The following is a 22298-nucleotide window of genomic DNA, read 5'->3' as shown; positions in this document are numbered from 1 at the left end:
GCGCGCACAGCGTTGAGTCCCACAGTGCGAGTGGGGTAACCGTCAGGGTGTTCCGCCGGGCTCCGGCAGCGCCGGGCACCCACCCTGCTGCACACACACCTCCTGCGCGCGACGCTGCTCTTCCTCGGTCAGCTCCGGCGGTGGGCGCGCGGTCGCGGACTGGATCTGATCGGGTCCGCCAGTAAGTTTGTTCACGCCCTGGGCGGCGGCGGCCAGCCCCTTGTTGATGCCCATCATCAGATAGCCACCGCTCATGCTGACCTGCTCGGGCGACGGGGGCTCGCTCCAGGTGCGGCTGAAGCGGTTCGGCTGCACCTGCACCGGATTCTTGAAGCGGTACAGATCCAGCGGTTCGTCGTCGGGCTTGAGGGCGCGCACCTCGCCCAGCGTGGTGACATCCCCCTGCGCTGTCGCGGGCGGCGGTTCCACGGGTTCAAGTACGGCGGCCTGCTGGGCCTGCCCGGCAGCGGCCAGCAGCAAACCCGCAAGCACTGCCAAGCCTTGATATTCACGTAATGCCACAGCGACTCCGTCCGTGTTGGTAGCGGGCTGCCACCAAGGATACGGATGCCGGTGTCAGATTTCGTTGCTGGCAGCTGTCCAAGCGACGCCGGCAGGCACTGAACCATTCACCCCGGCGCAGCGCAATGTCTCAGACATTGAGACGCGGTCATGTTTCCATAGCGTCCTTTGCAGACCGTTGTGACCATGGCTTACGAACTCGCCAAGCGCACCGAGGACGCCGAGCGCCGCCTCGCCACCACCGAAGGCCTGCCCTCGCGCGATGGTGCGCTGCTGACCGCGCGCCTGCAGCGCCGCTACCACGACCGCATCACCGGCAGCTTCACGATTCCCGCGCGCGAGGGCCGGTACGCGCCGATCCCGACCGATGTCCCCGATGCCTTGGTCAGCGCACTGAAGGCACGCGGCATCGAGCAGCTGTACAGCCACCAGGCGGAGGCCTGGGAGGCCAGCCAGCGGGGCGAGCACGTGGCCATCGTGACCCCGACCGCCAGCGGGAAATCGCTGTGCTACACCCTGCCGGTGGTCAGCGCCGCCATGCAGGGCAAGGCCAAGGCGTTGTACCTGTTCCCGACCAAGGCGCTGGCCCAGGACCAGGTGGCCGAGCTGCTCGAGCTCAACCGCGCCGGCGACCTGGGGGTCAAAGCCTTCACCTTCGATGGCGATACGCCGGGTGATGCGCGCCAGGCGATCCGCCTGCACGGCGACATCGTGGTCTCCAACCCGGACATGCTGCATCAGGCGATCCTGCCGCATCACACCAAGTGGGCGCAGTTCTTCGAGAACCTGCGCTACGTGGTGATCGATGAGGTGCACACCTACCGCGGCGTGTTCGGCAGCCACGTCACCAACGTGCTGCGCCGGCTCAAGCGGATCTGCGCGTTCTACGGGGTGGAGCCGCAGTTCATCCTGTGCTCGGCCACCATCGGCAACCCGCAGGCGCATGCCGAGGCGCTGATCGAAGCGCCGGTCACCGCGATCACTGAATCCGGCGCGCCGACCGGGCCCAAGCACGTGCTGCTGTGGAACCCGCCGGTGGTCAATGCCGATCTCGGCCTGCGGGCCTCGGCCCGCTCGCAGAGCAACCGCATCGCCCGCATCGCGATCAAATCCGGGCTGAAGACCCTGATCTTCGCGCAGAGCCGGTTGATGGTCGAAGTACTGACCAAGTACCTCAAGGACATCTTCGACCACGACCCGCGCAAGCCGGCCCGCATCCGCGCCTACCGGGGCGGTTACCTGCCCACGGAGCGGCGGGAGACCGAGCGGGCGATGCGCGCCGGGCAGATCGACGGCATCGTCAGCACCTCGGCACTGGAGCTGGGCGTGGATATCGGCAGCCTTGACGTGGTCATCCTCAACGGCTACCCGGGCAGCGTCGCCGCGACCTGGCAGCGTTTCGGCCGCGCCGGCCGCCGCCAGCAGCCCGCACTGGGCGTGATGGTGGCCAGCTCGCAGCCGCTGGACCAATACGTGGTGCGGCATCCAGACTTTTTCGCCGAAGCCTCGCCCGAGCATGCGCGCATCGCGCCGGACCAGCCGTTGATCCTGTTCGATCACATCCGCTGTGCCGCCTTCGAGCTGCCGTTCCTGGCCGGCGATCCGTTCGGCCCGATCGACCCGCTGGTGTTCCTGGAAGCTCTGGCCGAGACCGAGGTGGTGCATCGCGAAGGCGACCGCTGGGAATGGATCGCCGACAGCTACCCGGCCAACGCCGTCAGCCTGCGCTCGGTGGCCGATGGCAACTTCGTGGTGGTGGACCGCAGCGACGGCAAGCAGCAGATCATCGCCGAGGTGGATTACTCCGCCGCCGCGCTGACGCTGTATGAAGGCGCCATCCACATGGTGCAGTCCACCCCCTACCAGGTGGAGCGGCTGGATTGGGAAGGCCGCAAGGCCTACGTCACCCGCACCCACGTGGACTACTACACCGACAGCATCGACTTCACCAAACTCAAGGTGCTGGACCGCTTCGACGGCTGCATCGCCGGGCGCGGCGATTCACACCACGGCGAAGTGCACGTGGTGCGCCGCGTGGCCGGCTACAAGAAGATCCGCTATTACACGCACGAAAACATCGGCTATGGCCCGGTCAACCTGCCCGACCAGGAGCTGCACACCACGGCGGTGTGGTGGCAGTTGCCGCAGGCGCTGCTGCTGACCGCGTTCGACAGCAAGCAGGAAGCACTGGACGGTTTCCTCGGCGCGGCCTACGCGCTGCACATCGTCGCCACGGTGGCGGTGATGGCCGATGCGCGCGATCTGCAGAAGGCCGTCGGCAATGGCGATGGCGCGTGGTTCGCGGTGGCCGACCAGAGTGGGCGCGGGCAACTGCGTGGCGCCGAGTTCGATGCCAGCGCGATCGAGTTGCAGCAGCAGTTCGTGCCGACGGTGTATCTGTACGACAACTTCCCCGGCGGTGTGGGCCTGAGCGAGCCGCTGTGGGTGCGCCAGGCCGAGCTGCTGCTGCGCGCGCGCGAGCTGGTGCAGGGCTGCGACTGCAAGGCCGGCTGCCCGGCCTGCGTCGGCCCGGTGCTGGCCGGTCAGGAGGACGATGCCACCACGCCCAAGGCGCTGGCGTTGAAGGTGCTGGCTCTGTTCGACAGCGCCGCGCTGCCGTCTGCTGAAGAGCAGGAGCACCGTAGCGCCGAGGTGGTGACCCCGTGAGCCTGAGCCTGGACAAGCTGCGCCTGCTGCGCCGGCAGACCGGTGATGCGACGGCGGCGCCTGCCTCTGGTCCGGCCATCGCCCCTGGGCGCGGATCCGCTGCCGCTGACACGGGCGCTCCCGGCGGCACGGGCAGCGCCCCGCTTCCGGCCGCCGCCAACGATGCGCGTGCGCGTACGCCCACACCGGCCTCCGTCTTCGGCTGGGTCGAGCAGGAGATCCGCCACAAGCCAACCGGCGCGGCCGCACGCGAGACCGCACCGGCAGTTCCCGCTGTTCCTCCTGTTCCTGTTCCCGCGCTGCGCAAGCCGGAGATCGGTGGCCTGCGCCGTCTGCTCGGCCTTCGCGATCGCGGCCTCAGCACCGCCACCCCGCGCGAGAACGCCAAGGATCGGCATGTGCCCGGTGAGGAAATCGCGCCGGGCCTGTTCCTGATCGAATCGTTCGTTACCCAAGCCATTCCGACCGAGCCGTTGTCGCTGGCCTTCGCCAAGCGCGAAGGCGAGCAGGTGCAGCCGCAGGACCTGCTGTTCTTCGATACCGAAACCACCGGCCTGGCCGGCGGCACCGGTACCCGCGCCTTCATGATCGGTGCGGCGGACTGGCACACGCATCCCGACCGCGGCGACGGCCTGCGCATCCGCCAGCTGCTGATGACGACGATGGCCGCGGAAACCGCGATGCTGCGCGAGTTCGCCGGCTGGCTGCAGCCGAGCACGGTGTTCTCCAGTTACAACGGGCGCTGCTACGACGCGCCGTTGCTCAAGACGCGCTATCGGCTGGCCCGGCAGCGCTGCCCGATCACGCCACTGGATCACGTCGATCTGCTGTTCCCGACGCGCCGCCGCTATCGCGGCACCTGGGAAAACTGCCGGCTGGCCACGATCGAGCGCCAGCTGCTGCAGATCGTGCGCGAAGACGATCTGCCCGGCTCGGAGGCCCCGGCTGCGTGGCTGAATTACCTGCGCGGCGGCAGTGCGGTGAACCTGCGCCGGGTAGCCGAGCACAACCACCAGGACGTGGTGACCCTGGCGCTTCTGATGCGGCGGCTGGTGGCCGAGGAACAGCGCGACCGGGAGACGTTGGCGCTGCAGGCCATTGACGCGGTGTAAAGGCCGGCCCACGGACACTGCGGGTACTTACCGTGGGAGGACCACCACATGCGCCTGAACCTTCTGTTCGCCCTGGGCTGTGCCCTGCCGCTGGCCGCCTGCAGTCCTCCGGCCAAGACCGCCGCGACGCCGCCTGACAGCCCGACCTCGACCGCCCCACCCGCAGTAGCCGGCAGTGGCGGCCAGTGCGATCCGGAAAAGCTCACCGGCCTGGCCGGGCAGGCCGCCACCGAGGGGGTCATCCAGAAGGCGGTGAAGGACAGCGGTGCCCGCAACGCCCGCGTGCTCAAGCCGGGCATGGCGATGACCATGGATTACCGCGAAGACCGCCTCAGCATCGAAGTGGACGAACAGAACAGGATCGTGCGCGCCAACTGCGGGTGATCGGTTGCAACCGGCGGCCTGGCATGCAGGCCGCCGTGGCTGGCGTGTGCCGATCAGTTGCGTACGCGCTGCGCTTTTCCGTTGGCCAGCGCCTGATCGATCGCGGCCCGCACGTCGCGCACCGCACGCGCCGAGGCCACACTCTGCTGCTGTGCCAGGCGCGCCTGTTCCTTGCCGAGTTCAGCCTGCTCACGCGCCACCAGCGCAATCTGTCGGGCGTCTACGGCCCTGGCCGAGGCGGTACGTGCCTCGCGTGCGGTCTGGCTGGCAGCGGAGGCAGCGGCGCGTGACTGGCGGGCACCCTGGCGTGCCGCCCGGTCGGCTTCGACAGCGGCGTCGAGGCCAGCCTCGCGGATAGCGTTGTTGACCACCGCGCTGACATCCACCGAGGCCATTGCATCGGCCGTGATCTGCATCGATGCCGCCGCGATCTGTTGGCCGACCACCGCTTGGCGGTTGCCCAGCTCGGCCTGTGCCGTTCCCAGCGCGGCGACCTGCGTCTGGGCCTGCCCCAGCGCCTTGAGTACTGCGGGATCGCGGATCAGATAGCGATCCTGACCTCGGCGCACCCACAGGGCCGGTTGATCGTTGCCGGCATCGCGTCGGGCCTGTTTCAGATCAGCGACGGAGGCGTCGACGAAATTGCTCTCGCCGCCGATCAACACGAAGGCCTGCGCGGGTTGCCGGCTGATGTCGAGTTTACCGTGGGTCACGAAGGACATCCCGTCATCCAGGTCCTTCGGCGGTTCCGGCGCAGCGGGCGCGGCGGGCGGTTCCGGAGCAGGCAACGGTTCTGGTGCCGGCATCGGCTCGGGCGCGCGGACCGGCGCAGGTGCCGGCCGGGCCACAGGTGCGGGCAGGGGTGTCGGCGCGGTCGGTGCGACCGGAGCCTGGGGTGCGGCCGGCGGCGGCGGTGCAGCCACCAGACGCAACGGTGCAATACCGATCACCACGAACAACGCGGTGATTGCCAGCGAGGCCACGCGCGGGACGCTGCGGGTCTGCTGCAGCGTCAGCAGCCGGCGCTTGAGACTGCGCAGGTTCGGCGAAGCGCTGGCCACGCCGACGGCGGGACGGGGCGCCACACCCAACTGCACCAGCAGGCGACCGTAGTCATGGCGGCAGTGATCATGTCCGGCCACCACCGCACCATCGCAGGCTTCTTCGCGCGCCAACGCATATTCGCGGGCCGCCACGTGGACCAGCGGGTGGAAGAAGAACAGGTGCTGGGACAGCGCCGGCAGCAGGCCCCACCACAGGTCGCGACGCTGCAGATGGATCAGCTCGTGGGTCAGCGCCATGTCCAGATCGTCCGCCGACATGGTCGGCAGCTCGCGCGCCGGCAGCAGCAGCACCGGCCGCCACGGGCCGATCAACTGCGGCGACCGGATCTGCGCGGAGAGTTTCAGCTGCGGCGAGCGCCGCAGGCCATGCGCTTCGGCGGCCAACTGCAGCGCCTGCTGCAGGCCGGCGTCCGTGCACTCTGTGGCGCTGCGCACCAGCGCGCGGCTGGCGCGGTAGCCGCGCAGGCTGTGCACCAGCATCAGCAGCACACCGGCAGCCCACACGGCCAGCAGCAGCAAGGGCCAGGACGCTGGCATTGTCGCCGTCTCGACCGCATTGGCGGCGTAGGTGACCGGCGCAGCCTGCACGGCGGCATCGAACGCGGGCAGCGCCATCGCCGGTGCCGTCACGGCCGCCGGGGCCGGCAACACGGCCAGTTCCAGCGGGCTGCTCCAGACCAGGCCCAGCACGGCCTGCGCGGCCACCAGCCACCATAACCGGCAGCGGGTGGCCGCCGGCAGCTGCGGCACCAGCCGGCACACGCCCCACACCAGCGCCGCCAGTACCGCGCTCTGCACGCTGGTCCAGCCCAGCCGCATCAGCACTTCACTCATCATCATGTCCATCGCTCAGCCCTCCCGCTTGCGTGACTGCAACTGTGCGACCAGCGCTTCCAGCTCGGCCAGTTCCTGATCGCTGACATCCACCTTGTGCGACATGAACGCCACGAACGGCGACACCGAGCCCTGCAGCGTCTTCTCCACGAAGCTGGCCACGGCGCCCTGCACCACGCTGTCCTGGCCGCTGGTGGTGGCATAGCGGTAGACGCCGTCCACCTGCTTCCGGCTCAGGTACGACTTGGCGCGCAGGCGCTCCATCATGGTCAGCACGGTCGAGCGTGCCAGCCCGCGCGGCTCCCCGAAGCCGGTGGCGACCTCCCCGACACTGGGGCGGTCCTGTTCCGCGATGTACTGCAGCAGGGCCAGTTCCTGGTCCCCGATGGTCTTGCCGCGCATGGCGCACTCCCTATGACTACACGTGTCGCTACCGTGCCAGTGACTACAGGTGTCGTCAAGTGCCGGACGGACCGTGCCGACGAACGGTAGGCGCTGCGCGATGGGCATGCCGTGGGCCTTAAACCTTTTCGCCCCGGCCCGCATCCAAGCCTTCGAGCTGGGGCATTCCGCCCTGGCATCGCGCCCTCTTCGCCAAGGACCCGCCGCATGCGTTCCACCCATCGCGTGATCATGATCGTCGCCCTGTTGTTCCCGCTGGGCGTGCACGCGCACGCCGGCAGCGTAGAGACCGCCAACCAGCAGACCCGGCAGTTCATCGGCCAGACCATGGACGCGCTGCGTATTCCCGGGTTGCAGATCGCCGTGGTCAAGGACGGGAAGGTGGTGCTGTCCGATAGCCACGGGCTGGCCAATGTCGAGAACGCGCTGCCGGCCACGCGCGCCACGCGTTTCCCGCTCAACTCGGCCACGAAGTCATTCACCGCGGTGGCGATGATGCAGCTGGCCGAAGCAGGCAAGGTGAACCTGGATGCGCCGATCTCGGCCTATCTCGCCGACCTGCCCGACGCGTGGCGCAGCGTGCGGGTGCGCCAGTTGCTGGCGCATACCTCGGGACTGCCGGACATTCTGGATGCACAGGGCCTGCTCGGCGGCGGGACCGAGGCGGCCGCCTGGACCGCCGTGACGCAACGCCCGGTAGACGCTGCGCCCGGCACGCGCTTCACCTACAACCAGACCAACTACGTGCTGCTGGCACGAATCATCGCCGCACAGGCCGCGATGCCGTACGACCGGTACGTGGCCACGCGCCAGTTCGATGTGGCCAGGATGCCGTCATCCACGTTCGGCGACAGCTACGATCTGATCGCCAACAACGCCACCATCTACAGTTGGTTCCCGCGCCGCACCGATGCGCCGGACGCCCCGCCACGGCTCTCGCACTGGTTCTACGACATGACTCCCGGGCTGTGGGCTGGCGGCGGCATGCTGACCACTGCCGACGACGTGGCCAAGTGGCTGGTCGCATTGACCGGCAACCGCTTGGTCAACGCCGCCAGCACCCGCCGGATGTGGACCCCGGAACGGCTCAATGACGGCAGCGACGGCGCATGGGGCGCCGGCTGGGCGGTGCTGCAACGCGCACCACAGCGTCAGGTGGCCGGCATGGGCGGTGCACGCTCGGCGTTCATCGTGTACCCCGACCAGGGGCTGGCCATCGTGGTGCTGACCAACCTGGTCGGGGCCAACCCGCAGACCTTCATTCCGCAGATCGCCGCGTTCTATGGTGCCGGTACGCAGGCGCCGGCGGTCAGCCGCGCGGCCCACCCATCACCGGCAGGATCACGCCGCTGATGTAACTGGCGGTGATCGGCGAGGCGAGGAAGACGTACGCCGGCGACAGTTCTTCCGGCTGCGCCGGGCGACCCATGTCGCTGTCCTGGCCGAACTCGGCGACATCCGGCGCCTTCTTGTCGGCCGGATTGAGCGGGGTCCAGACCGGGCCCGGCGCCACCGCATTGACCCGGATGCCGCGCGGCAGCAACTGGCTGGCCAGCGCCTTGGTGAAGGCATGGATCGCGCCCTTGGTGGCCGAGTAGTCCAGCAACGATTTGCTGCCGAACAGGCCCGTCTCCGAGCCGGTATTGATGATGCTCGCGCCTTCGCCCAGGTGGGGCAGCACCGCGCGCGCCATCTGGATGTAGCCGCCGATGTTGGTCTGCAGGGTTTCCTGCAGGTGCTCGTCCTCGAGGTCTTCCAGACGATCGCAATGCAGCTGGAAGGCCGCGTTGTTGACCAGGATGTCGACCCCGCCGAATGCCTTGACGACCTGCTTCACCGCCTTGTTGCAGAACGCCGGATCGCGCACGTCGCCGGCGATCACCACACAGCGGCCGCCTTCTTTCTCGACGTGCTCGCGGGTGATCTTCGCGTCCTTCTTTTCATCCAGGTGGAGCACCGCCACATCCGCCCCTTCGCGGGCAAACAGCACGGCCACCGCGCGGCCGATGCCGGAGTCGGCGCCGGTGATGATCGCGCGCTTGCCCTTGAGCTTGCCGCTGCCCTGGTAGTCCGGCGCGAGGAAGCGTGGGGCCAGCTGCATCTCGTGTTCGTAGCCGGGTTTGGCCAGCTGCTCGGCCGGCATTTTCTCAGGCTGGCGACGCATGCCGGCCTGGGTGGCCTTCTTGGCGGCCTTCGTGGGGGTCGCCTTCGCGGCCTTCTTCGCCGCACGCGCGTCCTTGGCCTTTTCCTGGTCCTGCAGACGGCGCTGGCGGGCCGCCACGCGCGCAGCGCGCGGATCGGTGGCGGCGGCCTTGCGGGTCGCGGTTTTGACGACCGGGGTACGGATGCGCGGTTCGGCCGCCGCAGCAGCCGCCTCCGCCGGACGCGCACGCTTGCGGGAGGTGGGGGTCTTGGTGGTCTTACGGGTTTTGGCCGTGGCCATGCTCGACTCCTGTTGCCGGATCAGATGCGTGGAACAAACTCGAATGCGCGCCGTGTCGGGAATCCCGGGTCGGCCGTGCGCACCTCCACTATGGTCATCCATGCGGCCAGGCACGGTGAATGGAGCGTGCCCATACCGTGTAGAGGATTCATGCGCCGCATACGGCCACCGATGCACCCTGAGCGCAATTCCCATGGAGTGCGTCGCATGCTTCGTTACCTGTCCGCGGCTGTGGCCGTCCTTGCTCTTTCCGCCTGCAGCAGCACCCCCATCGCGCAGGTCCAGCCGATCGACGGCGTCATTTCCGGCCAGTGCCACGTGGATAAGGTCCGCGGCGCCGTGGGCCTGGCGGCATCGCAAGCCACGGTCGAACGTGCCCGCGTGGACAGCGACAGCTTGCAGGTCCTCGTCGTGCGCAGCGAGCGTGCCGCAAGTGGCGCCACTGCCAGTGGCGCGGCCAATCCCACCCCGGGTGCAGAGCAGGGCGGCGAACGGCTGACCATCGAAACCGGTCGTACCAACAACATCACCGCCCTCTACTGCGGCTGATCGCTGCGCTCATCCCGCGCGGGCACGCCGGACGCTGCGCCGCGCGGCTTTGAGTACTTTCAGCGTGGCCAGTTCCCACTGGCGCTCGCCACGCAGGCCGGCAAGGGCCTTCAATGAGCCGGCCCGCCAGCCATCGAATACGCACGGATCGATATAGGCCTTGCGGCACACCGACGGTGTGTTGCCCAGCAGGTTCGCGACCTCGCATACCACCTGTTTCTGCAACGCCGCCAGCGCGCGCTCACTGGAAGGTTCGGGCAGCTCGGTCACGGCAAGCTGACGGATCGCCTCCAGCGTGCCGCCCCAGGTGCGGAAGTCCTTGGCGCTGAAATCCTCGCCCATCGCATCGTGCAGATAGTCGTTGACCATGCCCGAATCCACCGGTTGGACCGCGCCATCGTCATCGCGGTACTGGAACAGCGCCTGCCCGGGCAGCTGCTGGCAGCCCCGGATCAGCTTGACCAGTTCGCGGTCATCCACATCCACCTCATGCGCCTGCCCGGACTTGCCCCGGAAGCGCATCTGCGCCCGGCCGCCCTTGACCAGCGCGAGGTGGCGGTTGCGTAGCGTGGTCAGCCCGTAAGAGCGGTTGTCACGTGCATAGACTTCGTTGCCAACGCGCACCAGCGTCTGTGCCAGCAGCGCCACCACGATCGCCAGCACCTTGTCGCGCGGGAAGCCGGGCAGCTTCAGATCGCGGCGCAGGCGCCGGCGCAGCGTGGGCAGGGCGGTACCAAAGGCAATGATGCGATCGAACTTGCCATCGCCCCTCACCCGCGCCCAGTCAGCGTGGTAGCGGTACTGCTTGCGCCCGCGCGCGTCCCGGCCGGTTGCCTGCAGATGGCCGTTGGGCAGTGCGCAGATCCACACATCGGTGTAGGCCGGCGGGATCGCCAGCGCGCGGATCCGGGCCAGGGTGGCGGCATCGCGGACCGCCGCACCATCGGCATCGCGGTAGGCAAAGCCCTTGCCGGCCTTGCGGCGGGCAATGCCGGGCAGTTCATCGCTGACATAGCGCAGGCCGGCCTGGCGGGCGGCGGCGACTTCGGGGGTGGCGGTGCGGCTCGGGCTCATGGAGGCGACGCGGATCAGGGAAGCGCAGTGTTACCGGTCCCGGTGCGGCACCGCGTCAATAACGCAACACAAACACCTCACACCGCGCTTGGCGATATCCTCCAGCGTTTACTGGCTCGCTCTCTGGAGTACTGATGTCGTCCCTGTCGTTCCGCCGCGCGCGGCGTTCTTTCGGGCTCATTGCCCTGTTCCCCGCCCTGTTGGTCCTCGGTGCGTGCAGCGCTCCGCCCATGGACGAGCAGGAAGCGGTTGCCACCCATGCACAGAAGGCGGCCGAAGCAGCTGCCGCACCGACCGACGAGGCCGGCAAGGCAATGGAAGCACCGCCCGTAGGCAGCTGCGATGCGACCCAGGTGCAGAGCCTGGTCGGTCAGCCCTACACCGACCAGATCGGCAGCCAGGCCCAGCAGGATGCCGGCGCCACCACCCTGCGCGTGCTCAAGCCGAATGACATGACCACGATGGAGTTCATCGGCGAGCGTCTGAACGTTGAAGTGGATGCCAAGAACGTGGTCGCCGGCGTCCGCTGCGGCTGAACAGGCGGCGGGGAAACCCCTGAAACACAAGGGTTTGGTTGCGGCTGCAACCGTGTATTGCGGCGTTGCAACAACTGTGATCTAGTCGGGTCATCCGGTGCTTCGACCCGCGCTGCAAGGACTGAGCGGGGACGAGTGTCGCCGCTCACCTGACATCGCATCGAGGCACAGATGGCCCCCCGCAACCGCCAAGGGCTTTACGACCCGCAAGATGAGCGAGATGCCTGTGGTTTCGGCATGGTCGCCCAGCTCGACGACCAGCCGTCACGGCTGCTGGTCGACACGGCCATTGCCGCACTCTCGCGCATGACCCACCGCGGTGGCGTCGCCGCCGACGGTATCACTGGTGACGGCTGCGGCCTGTTGCTGCGCCGCCCCGATGTGTTCCTCAAGGCGCTTGCCGCCGAGGCGGGCCTCACGCTTGGCGCGCGTTTCGCTGCCGGCGTGGTGTTCCTGCCGCATGACGTCGCCGCCGCACAGGCCTGCCGCGACACGCTGGAACAGCAACTGCGCAACGCCGGCTGCCAGCCGGTCGGCTGGCGCGTGGTGCCGACCGACCCCAGCGTCTGTGGTCAACTCGCCCGCGACACCCTGCCGCACATCGAGCAGCTGTTCGTCGATGCCGGCGCCGCGCAGGACGAGGCCGCCTTCACCCTGGCCCTGTTCCTGGCCCGGCGCCGCAGCGAACAGCTGCTGCGCGAGCACGCCGATTACTACGTCACCACGCTCAGCCCGAATGCGATCAGCTACAAGGGCATGGTGCTGCCGGACAAGCTGAGCCGCTTCTACGTGGATCTGCAGCGCAACGATCTGGCCTCCAGCGCGATCGTGTTCCATCAGCGCTTCTCCACCAACACGCTGCCGCGCTGGCCGCTGGCGCACCCGTTCCGGATGCTCGCCCACAACGGCGAGATCAACACCATCGAGGGCAACCGCCGCTGGGCGCAGGCGCGCAGCAAGGTGTGGAAGACCCCGCGCTTCGACATCGGCGAGTTCGATCCGGTGATCTCCATGCATGGCTCGGACTCGCAGAGCCTGGACAACATGCTCGAGCTGATGGTCAGCGCCGGCATGGACCTGATCCAGGCGCTGCGCATCCTGGTGCCGCCGGCGACCCAGTCGCTGGAGTTCAAGGATCCGGACCTGGCCGCGTTCTACGAGTTCTACGGCCTCAACAGCGAGCCGTGGGACGGCCCGGCCGGGATCGTGGCCTGCGATGGGCGCTATGCCGCCTGCACGCTGGACCGCAACGGCCTGCGCCCGGCGCGCTGGATGCTGACCTCCGACCGCCACTTCCTGGTCGCCTCCGAAGCCGGCGTGTGGGAAGTGCCGGCCGAGCGCGTGGTGCGCAAGGGCAAGCTCGGCCCGGGCGAGATGATGGCCATCGACCTCAAGCGTGGCGACCTGCTCGATTCGGACGCCATCGACCGCATCAACCGCGGCCGGGCGCCGTACAAGCAGTGGCTGCAGCAGGGCGTGACCTACCTGCAGACCGAGCTGATCGATCCGTCGCTGGTCGAGGAGCCCTTCGACGAGCGCACCCTGCGCAGCTACCACAAGCTGTTCCAGCTCAGCACCGAGGAAGTGGAGCAGATCCTGCGCCCGCTGGCCGAGACCGAGCAGGAAGCCACCGGCTCGATGGGCGATGACACCCCGATGGCGGTGCTCAGCCAGCACAGCCGTCCGCTCTACGATTACTTCCGCCAGGCGTTCGCGCAGGTCACCAACCCACCGATCGATCCGCTGCGCGAAGACTGCGTCATGTCGCTGTCCACCCAGCTCGGCAAGGAGACCAACATCTTCCATGCCGGCGCGGAAACGGTGAACCACGTCATCCTCAACTCGCCGGTGCTCAGCCAGCGCAAGCTGCGCCAGCTGATCAAGATGGAGCAGTACGCCGACAAGAACCGGCTGATCGATCTGTCCTACAGCCTGGACGAAGGCCTGAAGGCCGGCATACAGCGCATCTGCGCCGAGGCCGAAGCCGCTGCGCTCGAAGGCATCGTCATGCTGCTGCTGAGCGACCGTTACCCGGTCGCCGACCGGCCGATGGTGCATGCGCTGCTGGCCACCAGCGCGGTGCATCACCACCTGTCCAACGCCGGGCTGCGCTGCGACGTCAACCTGATCCTGGAAACCGGTACCGCGCGCGACGCGCACCACATGGCCTGCCTGCTCGGTTTCGGCGCCACCGCGGTGTACCCGTACCTGGCCTACCAGACCCTGTTCGATCTGGGCCGGCGCGGCATCCTGCAGCTGAGCAAGGGCGGCGAGCAGTCGCAGATCGGCCGCCGCTACCGCAAGGGCATCTACAAGGGCCTGTCCAAGATCATCTCCAAGATGGGCATCTGTACGGTGGCCAGTTACCGCGGCGCGCAGCTGTTCGAGATCGTCGGGCTGGATGACGAGGTGGTCGACCTGTGCTTCCCGGACACCGCCTCGCGCGTGGCCGGTGTCGGCTTCGCGCGTCTGGACGACGAGGCCCGCGAACTCACCGTGCGCGCCTGGAACGACCTGCTGCGCCCGGATGTGGGCGGCGTGCTCAAGTACGTGCACGGCGGCGAATACCACATGTACAACCCGGACGTGGTCATGACCCTGCAGCGCGCCGCGCGCAGTGGCGATGCCGCGGACTGGCAGCGCTACTGCGAGGCCGTGCACGGCCGCCCGGTGTCGGCGCTGCGCGACCTGCTGCAGCTCAAGGCCGCGCCCACGCCGACCCCGTTGGACGAGGTGGCTCCGGCCGAAGACCTGTTCCGCCGCTTCGATACGGCGGCGATCAGCCTCGGTGCGCTGTCACCCGAAGCGCATGAAGCGCTGGCCATCGCCATGAACCGGCTCGGCGGGCGCAGCAACTCCGGCGAAGGCGGTGAAGACCCGGTGCGCTACGGCACCGAGAAGCGCAGCAAGATCAAGCAGGTGGCCTCGGGCCGCTTCGGCGTTACCGCCGAGTACCTAGTCAATGCCGAAGTGCTGCAGATCAAGGTCGCGCAGGGCGCCAAGCCCGGCGAAGGCGGCCAGCTGCCCGGGCACAAGGTCAACGAACTGATCGCGCGGCTGCGTTATGCCAAGCCGGGCATCGGCCTGATCTCACCGCCGCCGCACCACGACATCTACTCCATCGAAGACCTGGCCCAGCTGATCTATGACCTCAAGCAGGTCAACCCGACCGCGCTGGTCTCGGTGAAGTTGGTCAGCCATGCCGGTGTCGGCACCATCGCCGCGGGCGTGGTGAAGGCCGGTGCCGATCTGATCACCGTCTCCGGCCATGACGGCGGCACCGGGGCCAGCCCGGTCAGCTCGATCCGCTATGCGGGCGTGCCGTGGGAGCTGGGCGTGGCCGAATCGCACCAGGCACTGGTGGCCAACGACCTGCGCGGGCGCACCCTGCTGCAGACCGATGGCGGCCTGAAGACCGGCCTGGACGTGATCAAGGCCGCACTGCTGGGTGCGGACAGTTTCGGCTTCGGCACCGCGCCGATGATCGTGCTCGGCTGCAAGTACCTGCGCATCTGCCACCTCAACAACTGTGCCACCGGCGTGGCCACCCAGGACGAGCGCCTGCGCGCGCAGTACTTCACCGGCCTGCCCGAGCGCGTGGAGAATTTCTTCCGGCTGCTGGCCGAGGAAGTGCGTGGCTGGCTGTCCTACCTGGGCGTGCGCTCGCTGGACGAGATCGTCGGCCGCACCGACCTGCTGCAGCAGCTGGAGGTCTCCCCGCGCCCGGGCGTCAAGGTGGATCTGTCGCGCCTGCTCAACCCGGCCGAGTACGCCGGCAGCCACTGCGCCGCGCAGCGTCTGTACGAATCGCCGGACAGCCTGGCCACGCAGATGGACGGCCTGCTGGCCCCGGCGATCGCCGGCAAGCTCGGCGGCGAACACCGCTTCCTGATCCACAACACGGACCGCTCGATCGGCACCCGCCTCTCCGGCGAGATCGCGCGCACGCACGGCAACCAGGGCATGAGTGATGCGCCGCTGACCTTGCGCTTCCGCGGCACCGCCGGTCAGAGTTTCGGCGCGTTCAACGTGGGCGGCCTGCAGCTGGAGGTCGAAGGCGAGGCCAACGACTACGTCGGCAAGGGCATGGCCGGCGGCCGGCTGGTCGTGCGCCCGCCGCGTGGCGCGCGTTTCGAGGCGCGCAACACCGCGATCATCGGCAACACCTGCCTGTACGGCGCCACCGGTGGCGAGCTGTTCGCCGCCGGCCGTGCCGGCGAGCGCTTCGGCGTGCGCAACTCCGGCGCGCTGGCGGTGATCGAAGGCGCCGGTGACCACTGCTGCGAGTACATGACCGACGGCATCGTGCTGGTGCTGGGCAAGGTCGGGCTGAACTTCGGCGCCGGCTTCACCGGCGGCCTGGCCTACGTGCTGGATATCGACCGTGATTTCGTGGACCGCTACAACCACGAACTGATCGACATCCACCGCATCTCGGCCGAAGGCTTCGAGAACCATCGCCAGCACCTGCATACGCTGATCAGCCGCCACCGCGAACTGACCGGCAGCATCTGGGCGCAGCAGATTCTTGATGAGTTCCGCGATTACGTCGGCAAGTTCTGGCTGGTCAAACCCAAGGCCGCCAGCATCGAATCGCTGACCGACTCACTGCGCCGCGCTGCGTAAGCGCGGAGAAGCGCCGGTATCGACCGGCGCCTCGTGTTCCCACCGTTGTAGTGCCGGCCGCTGGCCGGCAACCTCACATTGTAGTGCCGGCCGTTGGCCGGCAACTCACCACCGCAGGTCCCACCCATGAGCCGCAAGCAAGCTTTCCAGTTCCTCGATCTGCCCCGGACGATGCCGCAGCGCATCCCGGTCGAACTGCGCACCTCCGGCGACTGGGGCGAGCTGTACGGCAAGTTCGGCAAGGAAGACGCGCAGTTCCAGGCCGGTCGCTGCCTGGATTGCGGCAATCCGTACTGCAGCTGGAAGTGCCCGGTGCACAACGCGATCCCGCAATGGCTGCAGCTGGTGCAGGAAAACCGCATCCATGAAGCGGCCACGCTGTGCCATTCGACCAACCCGCTGCCGGAAGTGTGTGGCCGGGTGTGCCCGCAGGACCGGCTGTGCGAAGGCAGCTGCACGCTGGAGGAATTCGGCGCGGTCACCATCGGCGCCGTGGAGAAGTACATCGTCGATACCGCGCTGGCCACCGGCTGGCGACCGGACATGAGCGCGGTGGAAGCCACCGGCAAGCGCGTGGCGGTGATCGGCGCCGGCCCGGCCGGGCTGTCTTGCGCCGACAAGCTGGCGCATGCCGGCATCCAAGCCGTGGTGTATGACCGCTACGAACAGATCGGTGGGCTGCTGCAGTTCGGCATCCCCAGTTTCAAGCTGGACAAATCGGTGATCAGCCGCCGCCGCAACGTGCTGGAGGGCATGGGCGTGCAGTTCCGCCTCGGCGTGGAGATCGGCCGCGATGTGAGTATCGATGCGCTGCTGGCCGAGTACGACGCGGTGTTCGTGGGCACCGGCGCATACCGCTATACCGATGGCGGCCTGCTCGGCCAGGACCTCAAGGGCGTGCTGCCGGCGCTGCCGTTCCTGGTGCAGAACAGCCGCATCGTCAGTGGCAGCGATGCCCATGGCCGGCCGATCGCTGGCTGGGAGGACCAGATCGCCCTGCCCGATCTGGAGGGCAAGCGCGTGGTGGTGCTGGGCGGTGGCGATACCGGCATGGACTGCGTGCGCAGCGCGATCCGGCTCGGCGCGGCCAAGGTGACCTGCGCCTACCGCCGTGACGAAGCCAACATGCCCGGCTCGGCACGCGAAGTGGCCAACGCCCGCGAGGAAGGCGTGCGCTTCCTGTTCAACCGCCAGCCGTTGTCGATCGAGGCGGGTGCCGATGACGAAGTGATCGGGGTGATGGTGGTCGAGACGACCCTGTCCGATCCGGATGCCCAGGGCCGCCGCAGCGCGGTGCCTATCGAAGGCAGTGAATCGCTGCTGGAAGCGGACGTGGTGATCATCGCCTTCGGCTTCTCGCCGAGCGCACCGGGCTGGCTGACTGACCACGGCGTAGAGGCCGGCAACAACGGTCGCATCGTGGCCGGCGGCAGTGGCCGCCTGCCGTTCCAGACCGCGCACCCGCGCCTGTTCGCCGGTGGCGATGCGGTCCGCGGCGCGGATCTGGTGGTGACGGCGGTGGCCGAGGGCCGCGATGCGGCCGGCAGCATCGTGCAGCTGCTTTCGGCGTAACGGCGGGCCCTACCCAGGCGCGCCTCTCAAGCGGCGCGCGCTACCGCGGGTACCGGCGTGTGACGCACGCCGGCCCGCTCGATCTCCAGCGCCATCAGCAGCTCGATGTTGTCGAGCTGGTCGCGGATGCAGCGGTTGCTGACCACATCATCGTGGCCGCGCCCGATATGCGCATCCAGCATGCGCGCCAGCCCGGCCAGCAGCATCTCGGCATCGGCCTGGGGTGCCTCGCGCAGCACGGCGGCCAACGCGCGGATGCGGCGGCCCGTCTCCGAGGCAGCGGGCGGGGATGAGGTGGTGACGGGGGAAGGGAAGAGAGTCATGGCAGGGGTTTCCTGATTGACGGGCGACCACCACTGTCGGATACGGCCCCTGCCGACACCATGCAACAAGTACGAAAATGCGTGAAGGCGCGTGAGCCGCATCACGTTTGGCAGCTTGCATCGGTGCAACCTGAACGGCTTACACTGGCGACGACTCCCTTTGGACTGCCCCCATGCGCATTGGCCTGGCCGCGAACCGCCTGCATCACCACGACAAGCACGCCGCGCTGTTCCGCTGGCTGCGCGCCAGCGACACCGGCCTGCGCGAACTGGGCGTCGAACTGCATGCGGTCGGGCGCACCTTCGATGCGATCCAGCGGCTGGGCTTCCTGCAGGACTTCGCCCCGCTGCGGCGCTACCCGAACGGCCGCGAGGGCGGCCTGATGAAGCTGGTGGCCGAGGTGGTCGGGATGGGCACGCCGGAGCGCACGCTGGACGGCGCGATCTACCTGATGGACCCGGTCGATCCTTCCTCGGTCTTTCCGGAAGCGACCGCGCTCAAGCGCCAGTGCGTGATCCACGGCAAGCCCTTCATCTCCACCGTCGCCACCGCGCGCGACTGGGTCGAGGTGGAGCGCCTGCACGCCGGCCTGGCACCGGACCCGGGTGCCGATGACCTGCATGCCTTCGAGCAGCACACGCTGGCCCTGATCGCGCATGACGCGATGAAGCCGGCGATGCTGGCCTTCGCCGATGAACACTTCGCGGTGCTGTCGCGCTTCCGCAGCCGGGTCGGCACCGGCACCACCGGCCAGCGCCTCAACGAGCTGGCCTGGAGCCGCGGCTGGCCGCAGGGCGAGGAATGGGTGACGCGCTACCAGAGTGGCCCGATGGGCGGCGATGCGCAGATCGCCGACCGCGTGCTGGAAGGCCATTGCCAGCGCGCGATCTTCTTCGAAGACCCGCACGTCGCCCGCCAGCACGAAGCCGACATCCAGCTGCTGGAGCGCGCGGTCACTACCGTGACCGATCAGGCCGTGTGCATCACCGCGCCACGCGTGGCCGCGCGCTGGGCGCAGGCGGCCGCGGTGCGGATGGGTAACTGACGGCACACCGCTCCGGTAGTGCCGGCCGCTGGCCGGCTCCTCATCAACTCACCCTCGCGTGATTGCCGGCCAGCGGCCGGCACTACCGATCAGGAGCGAGCGTTGCCGCCGCCGTTACGGTGCCGGGGTCAGCAGCTGCCGCAGCATCGCCTTGAGCCGCCGCCCTTCGAGCTGGAAATAGTCCCGCTCGGCATGCCACGCCGGGAAGCGCTTTTCCACCTCCGCCCAGAACGCCGGCGAGTGATTGGCCTGGATCAGATGGCAGAGCTCGTGCACCAGCACGTACTCGAACGCCGAAGGCCGCCCCAGCACCAGGGCCAGATCGAGCGCCATGCTGCCATCCGGCGCCAGCGAGCCCCATTGCGAGGACATCACCTTCAGCCGCAGCCGCGCTGGTGCACGCGGCAGACCAGGCAGGTAACGCGGCAGCCACTGGCCGACATCGGCACGGGTCTGGGCTTCGTAGAACTCGCGCAGGGTGCGGCGCAGCGTGGCATCGGTGCCACGGGTGGGCCAGTGCAGGCAGGCGCCCTGCTCATCCACGTGCATGTGCGCGTAGCGGCCGGCTTCCCAGCGCAGCGGCAGCAGCGCACCGCGCAGCGGCAGCACCCCCGGCTCGCCGATCACCAGCGGTGGCGGCAGGTTGGTGGCCTGGTAGCTGCGCAGTTGTTCGGACAACCAGCCGCGATGCTGGTCGAGAAAACGCTCGCCCATCACCAGGCTGGCGCGCGGTGGCAGGGTCAGGCGTACGCCGCGCTCATCGACGCTGAGCTTGATCCGGCGCGCACGCGGATCGCGCACACGCAGGACATCGATCTCGGCATCCTCCAGGCGCAGCCGTACCGTATCGCGCTGCAGCGTGCTGACAGCCGGCGAAATCAGGCGGCGGAGGAATCCGGACATGGGTACAGCATAGCGCCGGCCGTGACCGGCGCATGACTGGGGACTGATCGGAACCGGTCAGTCCGCCTTGCTCAGCTTGAAGGCCTCTTCCAGCAGCAGGAACAGGCGGCGCACTTCGCCGCTCTGCAGGGCGAAACGGGCGTCCAGTTCGGCGCGGCGGCCGTCATCGTCGGCGTGCTCGAGCTGGTCCAGCGCGCCGTCCAGGAACTTCAGCTTGCGCACGATCAGGTCGTCGCCCAGCACGAAGGACAGGTTGTCCTCGAAGACCAGGGCCAGCTTGGTCACCTGCTTGCCGGCGTCCAGGTGCTTGTCGATCTCGTCGCAGCGCAGTTCCTGGTGCTGGCACTTGACCACCGCACCGCCCTCGGCCGGATCCTTCATCTCGCACTCTTCGCCCAGGCTCAGCCCGGTCGGCAGGGTTTCCCCGGCGATCCAGCCGGTCAGGATCGAGCGCGGCGCCACTTCGGCATTCAACGGCATCGCCGGGAAGCTGCCGAGCAGGCCACGGATGTCGGACATCATGTTCTCGCCCTTCTTGCTGCTCGAGCAGTCCACGGCGACGTACCCGTGGGTCAGGTCGATCAGCGCGTCGGTACGCGAGCTCTTCACGAAGGCGCGCGGCATCAGTTCGTGCAGCAGATCGTCCTTCATGCGCTTGCGCTCGCGGCCACCGGGCTTGCGGCCTTCCTTCTCTTCGATCTCCTCGAGCTTGCGCGCGAGCAGATCGTTGACCACCGCGCCCGGCAGGATCTTGTCCTCACCGCCCACGGTCAGCCACAGCGCATCGCCCACGCGGTGCGAGAACACGGCCTTTTCTTCACGGCCGAACGGCGAGATGAAGCCGCGCGAATTCATTTCAAGCGGACCGACCGGCTTGAGCAGCACCTGCGGCAGCAGGGTGTCTACGTCGGAGAAATCGGTGGCGGTCGGGAAGCGGAACAGCGTCAGGTTGCGAAAGAACATGGACGTCCAGAGTAAGAGCGTGAAAGGGAGGGCGGGCGCGCCGGCGTGGCTCAGGCCGGGCCGGGGGCGTGGCCGGGGTCGTGGGCAGTGCCGGCCCAGGCCGGCGGGTCGGGCAGCGGGGCCGCAGTGGCGCGCCCCAGTGCCATGAAATCAAACAGGGCCGGATCGGCCAGCTGCGAGGGATGGATGTTGCCCAGCGCGCGTGCGATCTGGTCGATGCGGCCGGGCTGCTCGCGTTCCCACTGCTGCAGCATCTGTTCCACCTGGCGGCGCTGCAGGGTGTCCTGGCTGCCACACAGCGTGCAGGGAATGATCGGGAAAGCGCGCGCCTGCGCGTAGGCGCTGATGTCTGCCTCGCTCACGTAGGCCAGCGGGCGGATCACGATATGCTGGCCGTCGTCGCTGCGCAGCTTGGGCGGCATCGCCGAGAGCTTGGCGTGGTGGAACAGATTGAGGAAGAACGTGGCCACGCTGTCATCGCGGTGGTGGCCCAGCGCGATCCTGGTGAAGCCGTGTTCGGCCGCATGCCGGTACAGCGCGCCACGGCGCAGACGCGAGCACAGCGAACACATCGTGCGGCCTTCGGGAATCACCCGGCTGACCACCGAATAGGTGTCCTGCTCGATGATCTGGAACGGCACACCGATCGAGGCCAGGTAGGTCGGCAGCACGTGCTCGGGAAAACCCGGCTGCTTCTGGTCCAGGTTCACCGCGACCAGCTCGAACGGTACCGGCGCTTTTTTCTGCAGCTGCAACAGGATGTCGAGCAGGGTGTAGCTGTCCTTGCCACCGGACAGGCACACCATCACTTTGTCGCCGGCCTCGATCATGCCGAAGTCCGCGATGGCCTGACCGACCTGGCGGCGCAGTTGCCGCGCCAGCCGGTCCTGCACGCCGCCGGGCGCGCGCGGATCGCGGGCGCGCGGGACGGGATCGGGCAGGCGGATGACAGCAGCGCTCATGCACGCATTCTACCGGCTGCAACGCGCCCTCACAGGGGCCGGGAAGTGACTGCGTTCACTCCCGGCGGTCATCGGGGATGTGTATGCTCGGAGCCTGTGGACACCATGACACCCGCCGATATCACTGCCCGCCTTGCCCTCCTTCGGCAGGAGCATCGTGCGCTGGATGATCAGATCCTGCGCATGGCCGCCAACGGCGACGATGAGCTTGAAGCCAAGCGCCTGAAGCGGCGCAAGCTGCAGTTGAAGGACTGCATCGCCAAGCTGGAAGACATGCTGATTCCGGACGAGCCGGCCTGAGCCAGCCACGCATCGC

At 68.3% G+C, this 22298-nt stretch carries 19 protein-coding genes; 10 read left to right on the top strand and 9 right to left on the bottom strand.

Features of this window, described 5'->3' with window-relative positions:
- Positions 1-42: 42 nt before the first annotated feature.
- Positions 43-480 carry a hypothetical protein gene (locus ACW6W5_RS13775; protein WP_152153877.1) on the bottom strand — a complete coding sequence of 146 codons (438 nt, stop codon included), beginning with the start codon at positions 478-480 and terminating at the stop codon, positions 43-45.
- 228 nt (positions 481-708) lie between these two features.
- Between ACW6W5_RS13775 and ACW6W5_RS13770 the strand changes: the two genes are divergently transcribed.
- Genes ACW6W5_RS13770 through ACW6W5_RS13760 form a run of 3 tightly spaced genes read left to right on the top strand, consistent with a single transcriptional unit; the run spans position 709 to position 4685 of the window.
- Positions 709-3189: a DEAD/DEAH box helicase gene (locus ACW6W5_RS13770; protein ID WP_152153849.1), complete on the top strand. Its 2481-nt coding sequence runs from the start codon at positions 709-711 to the stop codon at positions 3187-3189.
- Positions 3186-4301, top strand: coding sequence for a ribonuclease H-like domain-containing protein (locus tag ACW6W5_RS13765; RefSeq protein ID WP_152153851.1), 1116 nt, complete (start codon positions 3186-3188; stop codon positions 4299-4301). The genes ACW6W5_RS13770 and ACW6W5_RS13765 overlap by 4 nt, the downstream gene beginning before the upstream one ends.
- A gap of 48 nt (positions 4302-4349) precedes the next feature.
- On the top strand, positions 4350-4685 hold the full coding sequence (locus ACW6W5_RS13760; RefSeq protein WP_152153853.1) for an I78 family peptidase inhibitor: 336 nt from the start codon (positions 4350-4352) through the stop codon (positions 4683-4685).
- Between the two features lie 53 nt (positions 4686-4738).
- On the opposite strand, the gene ACW6W5_RS13755 is transcribed toward ACW6W5_RS13760, so the two are convergent.
- Both ACW6W5_RS13755 and ACW6W5_RS13750 read right to left on the bottom strand, forming a co-directional pair.
- Positions 4739-6583 (bottom strand): M56 family metallopeptidase, encoded by a 1845-nt coding sequence (locus ACW6W5_RS13755; RefSeq protein WP_319020625.1) that lies wholly within the window; start codon positions 6581-6583, stop codon positions 4739-4741.
- A gap of 15 nt (positions 6584-6598) precedes the next feature.
- Positions 6599-6985 (bottom strand): BlaI/MecI/CopY family transcriptional regulator, encoded by a 387-nt coding sequence (locus ACW6W5_RS13750; protein ID WP_019184134.1) that lies wholly within the window; start codon positions 6983-6985, stop codon positions 6599-6601.
- A 207-nt stretch (positions 6986-7192) separates the two neighbouring features.
- Here ACW6W5_RS13750 and ACW6W5_RS13745 point away from each other — a divergent pair, with 207 nt between their 5' ends.
- On the top strand, positions 7193-8338 hold the full coding sequence (locus ACW6W5_RS13745) for a serine hydrolase domain-containing protein (RefSeq protein WP_226956692.1): 1146 nt from the start codon (positions 7193-7195) through the stop codon (positions 8336-8338).
- Here ACW6W5_RS13745 and ACW6W5_RS13740 read toward each other — a convergent pair.
- Positions 8295-9428 carry an SDR family oxidoreductase gene (locus tag ACW6W5_RS13740; RefSeq protein WP_152153857.1) on the bottom strand — a complete coding sequence of 378 codons (1134 nt, stop codon included), beginning with the start codon at positions 9426-9428 and terminating at the stop codon, positions 8295-8297. The genes ACW6W5_RS13745 and ACW6W5_RS13740 overlap by 44 nt on opposite strands.
- A 207-nt stretch (positions 9429-9635) precedes the next feature.
- On the opposite strand from ACW6W5_RS13740, the gene ACW6W5_RS13735 reads away from it, so the two are divergent.
- Positions 9636-9977: a hypothetical protein gene (locus ACW6W5_RS13735; protein WP_121043923.1), complete on the top strand. Its 342-nt coding sequence runs from the start codon at positions 9636-9638 to the stop codon at positions 9975-9977.
- A 9-nt stretch (positions 9978-9986) separates the two neighbouring features.
- Here ACW6W5_RS13735 and ACW6W5_RS13730 read toward each other — a convergent pair whose 3' ends face one another.
- Positions 9987-11051, bottom strand: coding sequence for a DNA topoisomerase IB (locus tag ACW6W5_RS13730; protein ID WP_121043920.1), 1065 nt, complete (start codon positions 11049-11051; stop codon positions 9987-9989).
- Between the two features lie 134 nt (positions 11052-11185).
- Here ACW6W5_RS13730 and ACW6W5_RS13725 point away from each other — a divergent pair, with 134 nt between their 5' ends.
- The 3 genes from ACW6W5_RS13725 (at position 11186) to ACW6W5_RS13715 (ending at position 17785) form a co-directional block, all read left to right on the top strand.
- On the top strand, positions 11186-11587 hold the full coding sequence (locus ACW6W5_RS13725) for an I78 family peptidase inhibitor (RefSeq protein WP_121043917.1): 402 nt from the start codon (positions 11186-11188) through the stop codon (positions 11585-11587).
- Between the two features lie 171 nt (positions 11588-11758).
- Complete coding sequence (gene gltB / locus ACW6W5_RS13720) at positions 11759-16213, top strand: glutamate synthase large subunit (protein ID WP_152153859.1); 4455 nt, start codon at positions 11759-11761, stop codon at positions 16211-16213.
- A gap of 126 nt (positions 16214-16339) precedes the next feature.
- On the top strand, positions 16340-17785 hold the full coding sequence (locus ACW6W5_RS13715) for an FAD-dependent oxidoreductase (RefSeq protein ID WP_121043910.1): 1446 nt from the start codon (positions 16340-16342) through the stop codon (positions 17783-17785).
- 26 nt (positions 17786-17811) lie between these two features.
- On the opposite strand, the gene ACW6W5_RS13710 is transcribed toward ACW6W5_RS13715, so the two are convergent.
- The gene (locus ACW6W5_RS13710; protein WP_121043907.1) at positions 17812-18108 is read right to left on the bottom strand and encodes a hypothetical protein; all 297 of its coding nucleotides are present in this window, start codon (positions 18106-18108) and stop codon (positions 17812-17814) included.
- Between the two features lie 173 nt (positions 18109-18281).
- Between ACW6W5_RS13710 and ACW6W5_RS13705 the strand changes: the two genes are divergently transcribed.
- Positions 18282-19154 (top strand): methylglyoxal synthase, encoded by an 873-nt coding sequence (locus ACW6W5_RS13705; protein WP_152153861.1) that lies wholly within the window; start codon positions 18282-18284, stop codon positions 19152-19154.
- 114 nt (positions 19155-19268) lie between these two features.
- Here the strand turns inward: ACW6W5_RS13705 and ACW6W5_RS13700 are convergent, their stop codons facing one another.
- Genes ACW6W5_RS13700 through ttcA form a run of 3 tightly spaced genes read right to left on the bottom strand, consistent with a single transcriptional unit; the run spans position 19269 to position 21982 of the window.
- The gene (locus ACW6W5_RS13700; protein WP_152153863.1) at positions 19269-20057 is read right to left on the bottom strand and encodes a M48 family metallopeptidase; all 789 of its coding nucleotides are present in this window, start codon (positions 20055-20057) and stop codon (positions 19269-19271) included.
- A 57-nt stretch (positions 20058-20114) separates the two neighbouring features.
- Positions 20115-21020 (bottom strand): recombination-associated protein RdgC, encoded by a 906-nt coding sequence (locus ACW6W5_RS13695; RefSeq protein ID WP_121043899.1) that lies wholly within the window; start codon positions 21018-21020, stop codon positions 20115-20117.
- Positions 21021-21070: 50 nt separating this feature from the next.
- Positions 21071-21982 (bottom strand): tRNA 2-thiocytidine(32) synthetase TtcA, encoded by a 912-nt coding sequence (ttcA, locus tag ACW6W5_RS13690; RefSeq protein ID WP_121043896.1) that lies wholly within the window; start codon positions 21980-21982, stop codon positions 21071-21073.
- A 96-nt stretch (positions 21983-22078) separates the two neighbouring features.
- On the opposite strand from ttcA, the gene ACW6W5_RS13685 reads away from it, so the two are divergent.
- Entirely contained in the window at positions 22079-22282 is a 204-nt protein-coding gene (locus ACW6W5_RS13685; protein ID WP_121043893.1) for a YdcH family protein, read from the top strand.
- Positions 22283-22298: the final 16 nt, after the last annotated feature.

This window comes from Stenotrophomonas sp. IS26 (assembly GCF_054188265.1).
The sequence above is the reverse complement of the archived record's forward strand: the minus strand, read 5'-3'. Positions and strand labels throughout refer to the sequence as shown.

What these genes read in the sequence shown, in the direction of transcription:
- gltB (WP_152153859.1), top strand. Translation starts at nt 11,759, where the DNA reads ATGGCCCCCCGCAACCGCCAAGGGCTTTACGACCCGCAAGATGAGCGA.
- ACW6W5_RS13730 (WP_121043920.1), bottom strand. Translation starts at nt 11,051, where the DNA reads ATGAGCCCGAGCCGCACCGCCACCCCCGAAGTCGCCGCCGCCCGCCAG.
- ACW6W5_RS13700 (WP_152153863.1), bottom strand. Translation starts at nt 20,057, where the DNA reads ATGTCCGGATTCCTCCGCCGCCTGATTTCGCCGGCTGTCAGCACGCTG.
- ACW6W5_RS13745 (WP_226956692.1), top strand. Translation starts at nt 7,193, where the DNA reads ATGCGTTCCACCCATCGCGTGATCATGATCGTCGCCCTGTTGTTCCCG.
- ACW6W5_RS13710 (WP_121043907.1), bottom strand. Translation starts at nt 18,108, where the DNA reads ATGACTCTCTTCCCTTCCCCCGTCACCACCTCATCCCCGCCCGCTGCC.
- ACW6W5_RS13760 (WP_152153853.1), top strand. Translation starts at nt 4,350, where the DNA reads ATGCGCCTGAACCTTCTGTTCGCCCTGGGCTGTGCCCTGCCGCTGGCC.
- ACW6W5_RS13770 (WP_152153849.1), top strand. Translation starts at nt 709, where the DNA reads ATGGCTTACGAACTCGCCAAGCGCACCGAGGACGCCGAGCGCCGCCTC.
- ACW6W5_RS13725 (WP_121043917.1), top strand. Translation starts at nt 11,186, where the DNA reads ATGTCGTCCCTGTCGTTCCGCCGCGCGCGGCGTTCTTTCGGGCTCATT.
- ACW6W5_RS13755 (WP_319020625.1), bottom strand. Translation starts at nt 6,583, where the DNA reads ATGAGTGAAGTGCTGATGCGGCTGGGCTGGACCAGCGTGCAGAGCGCG.
- ACW6W5_RS13750 (WP_019184134.1), bottom strand. Translation starts at nt 6,985, where the DNA reads ATGCGCGGCAAGACCATCGGGGACCAGGAACTGGCCCTGCTGCAGTAC.
- ttcA (WP_121043896.1), bottom strand. Translation starts at nt 21,982, where the DNA reads ATGAGCGCTGCTGTCATCCGCCTGCCCGATCCCGTCCCGCGCGCCCGC.
- ACW6W5_RS13695 (WP_121043899.1), bottom strand. Translation starts at nt 21,020, where the DNA reads ATGTTCTTTCGCAACCTGACGCTGTTCCGCTTCCCGACCGCCACCGAT.
- ACW6W5_RS13705 (WP_152153861.1), top strand. Translation starts at nt 18,282, where the DNA reads ATGCGCATTGGCCTGGCCGCGAACCGCCTGCATCACCACGACAAGCAC.
- ACW6W5_RS13715 (WP_121043910.1), top strand. Translation starts at nt 16,340, where the DNA reads ATGAGCCGCAAGCAAGCTTTCCAGTTCCTCGATCTGCCCCGGACGATG.
- ACW6W5_RS13735 (WP_121043923.1), top strand. Translation starts at nt 9,636, where the DNA reads ATGCTTCGTTACCTGTCCGCGGCTGTGGCCGTCCTTGCTCTTTCCGCC.
- ACW6W5_RS13740 (WP_152153857.1), bottom strand. Translation starts at nt 9,428, where the DNA reads ATGGCCACGGCCAAAACCCGTAAGACCACCAAGACCCCCACCTCCCGC.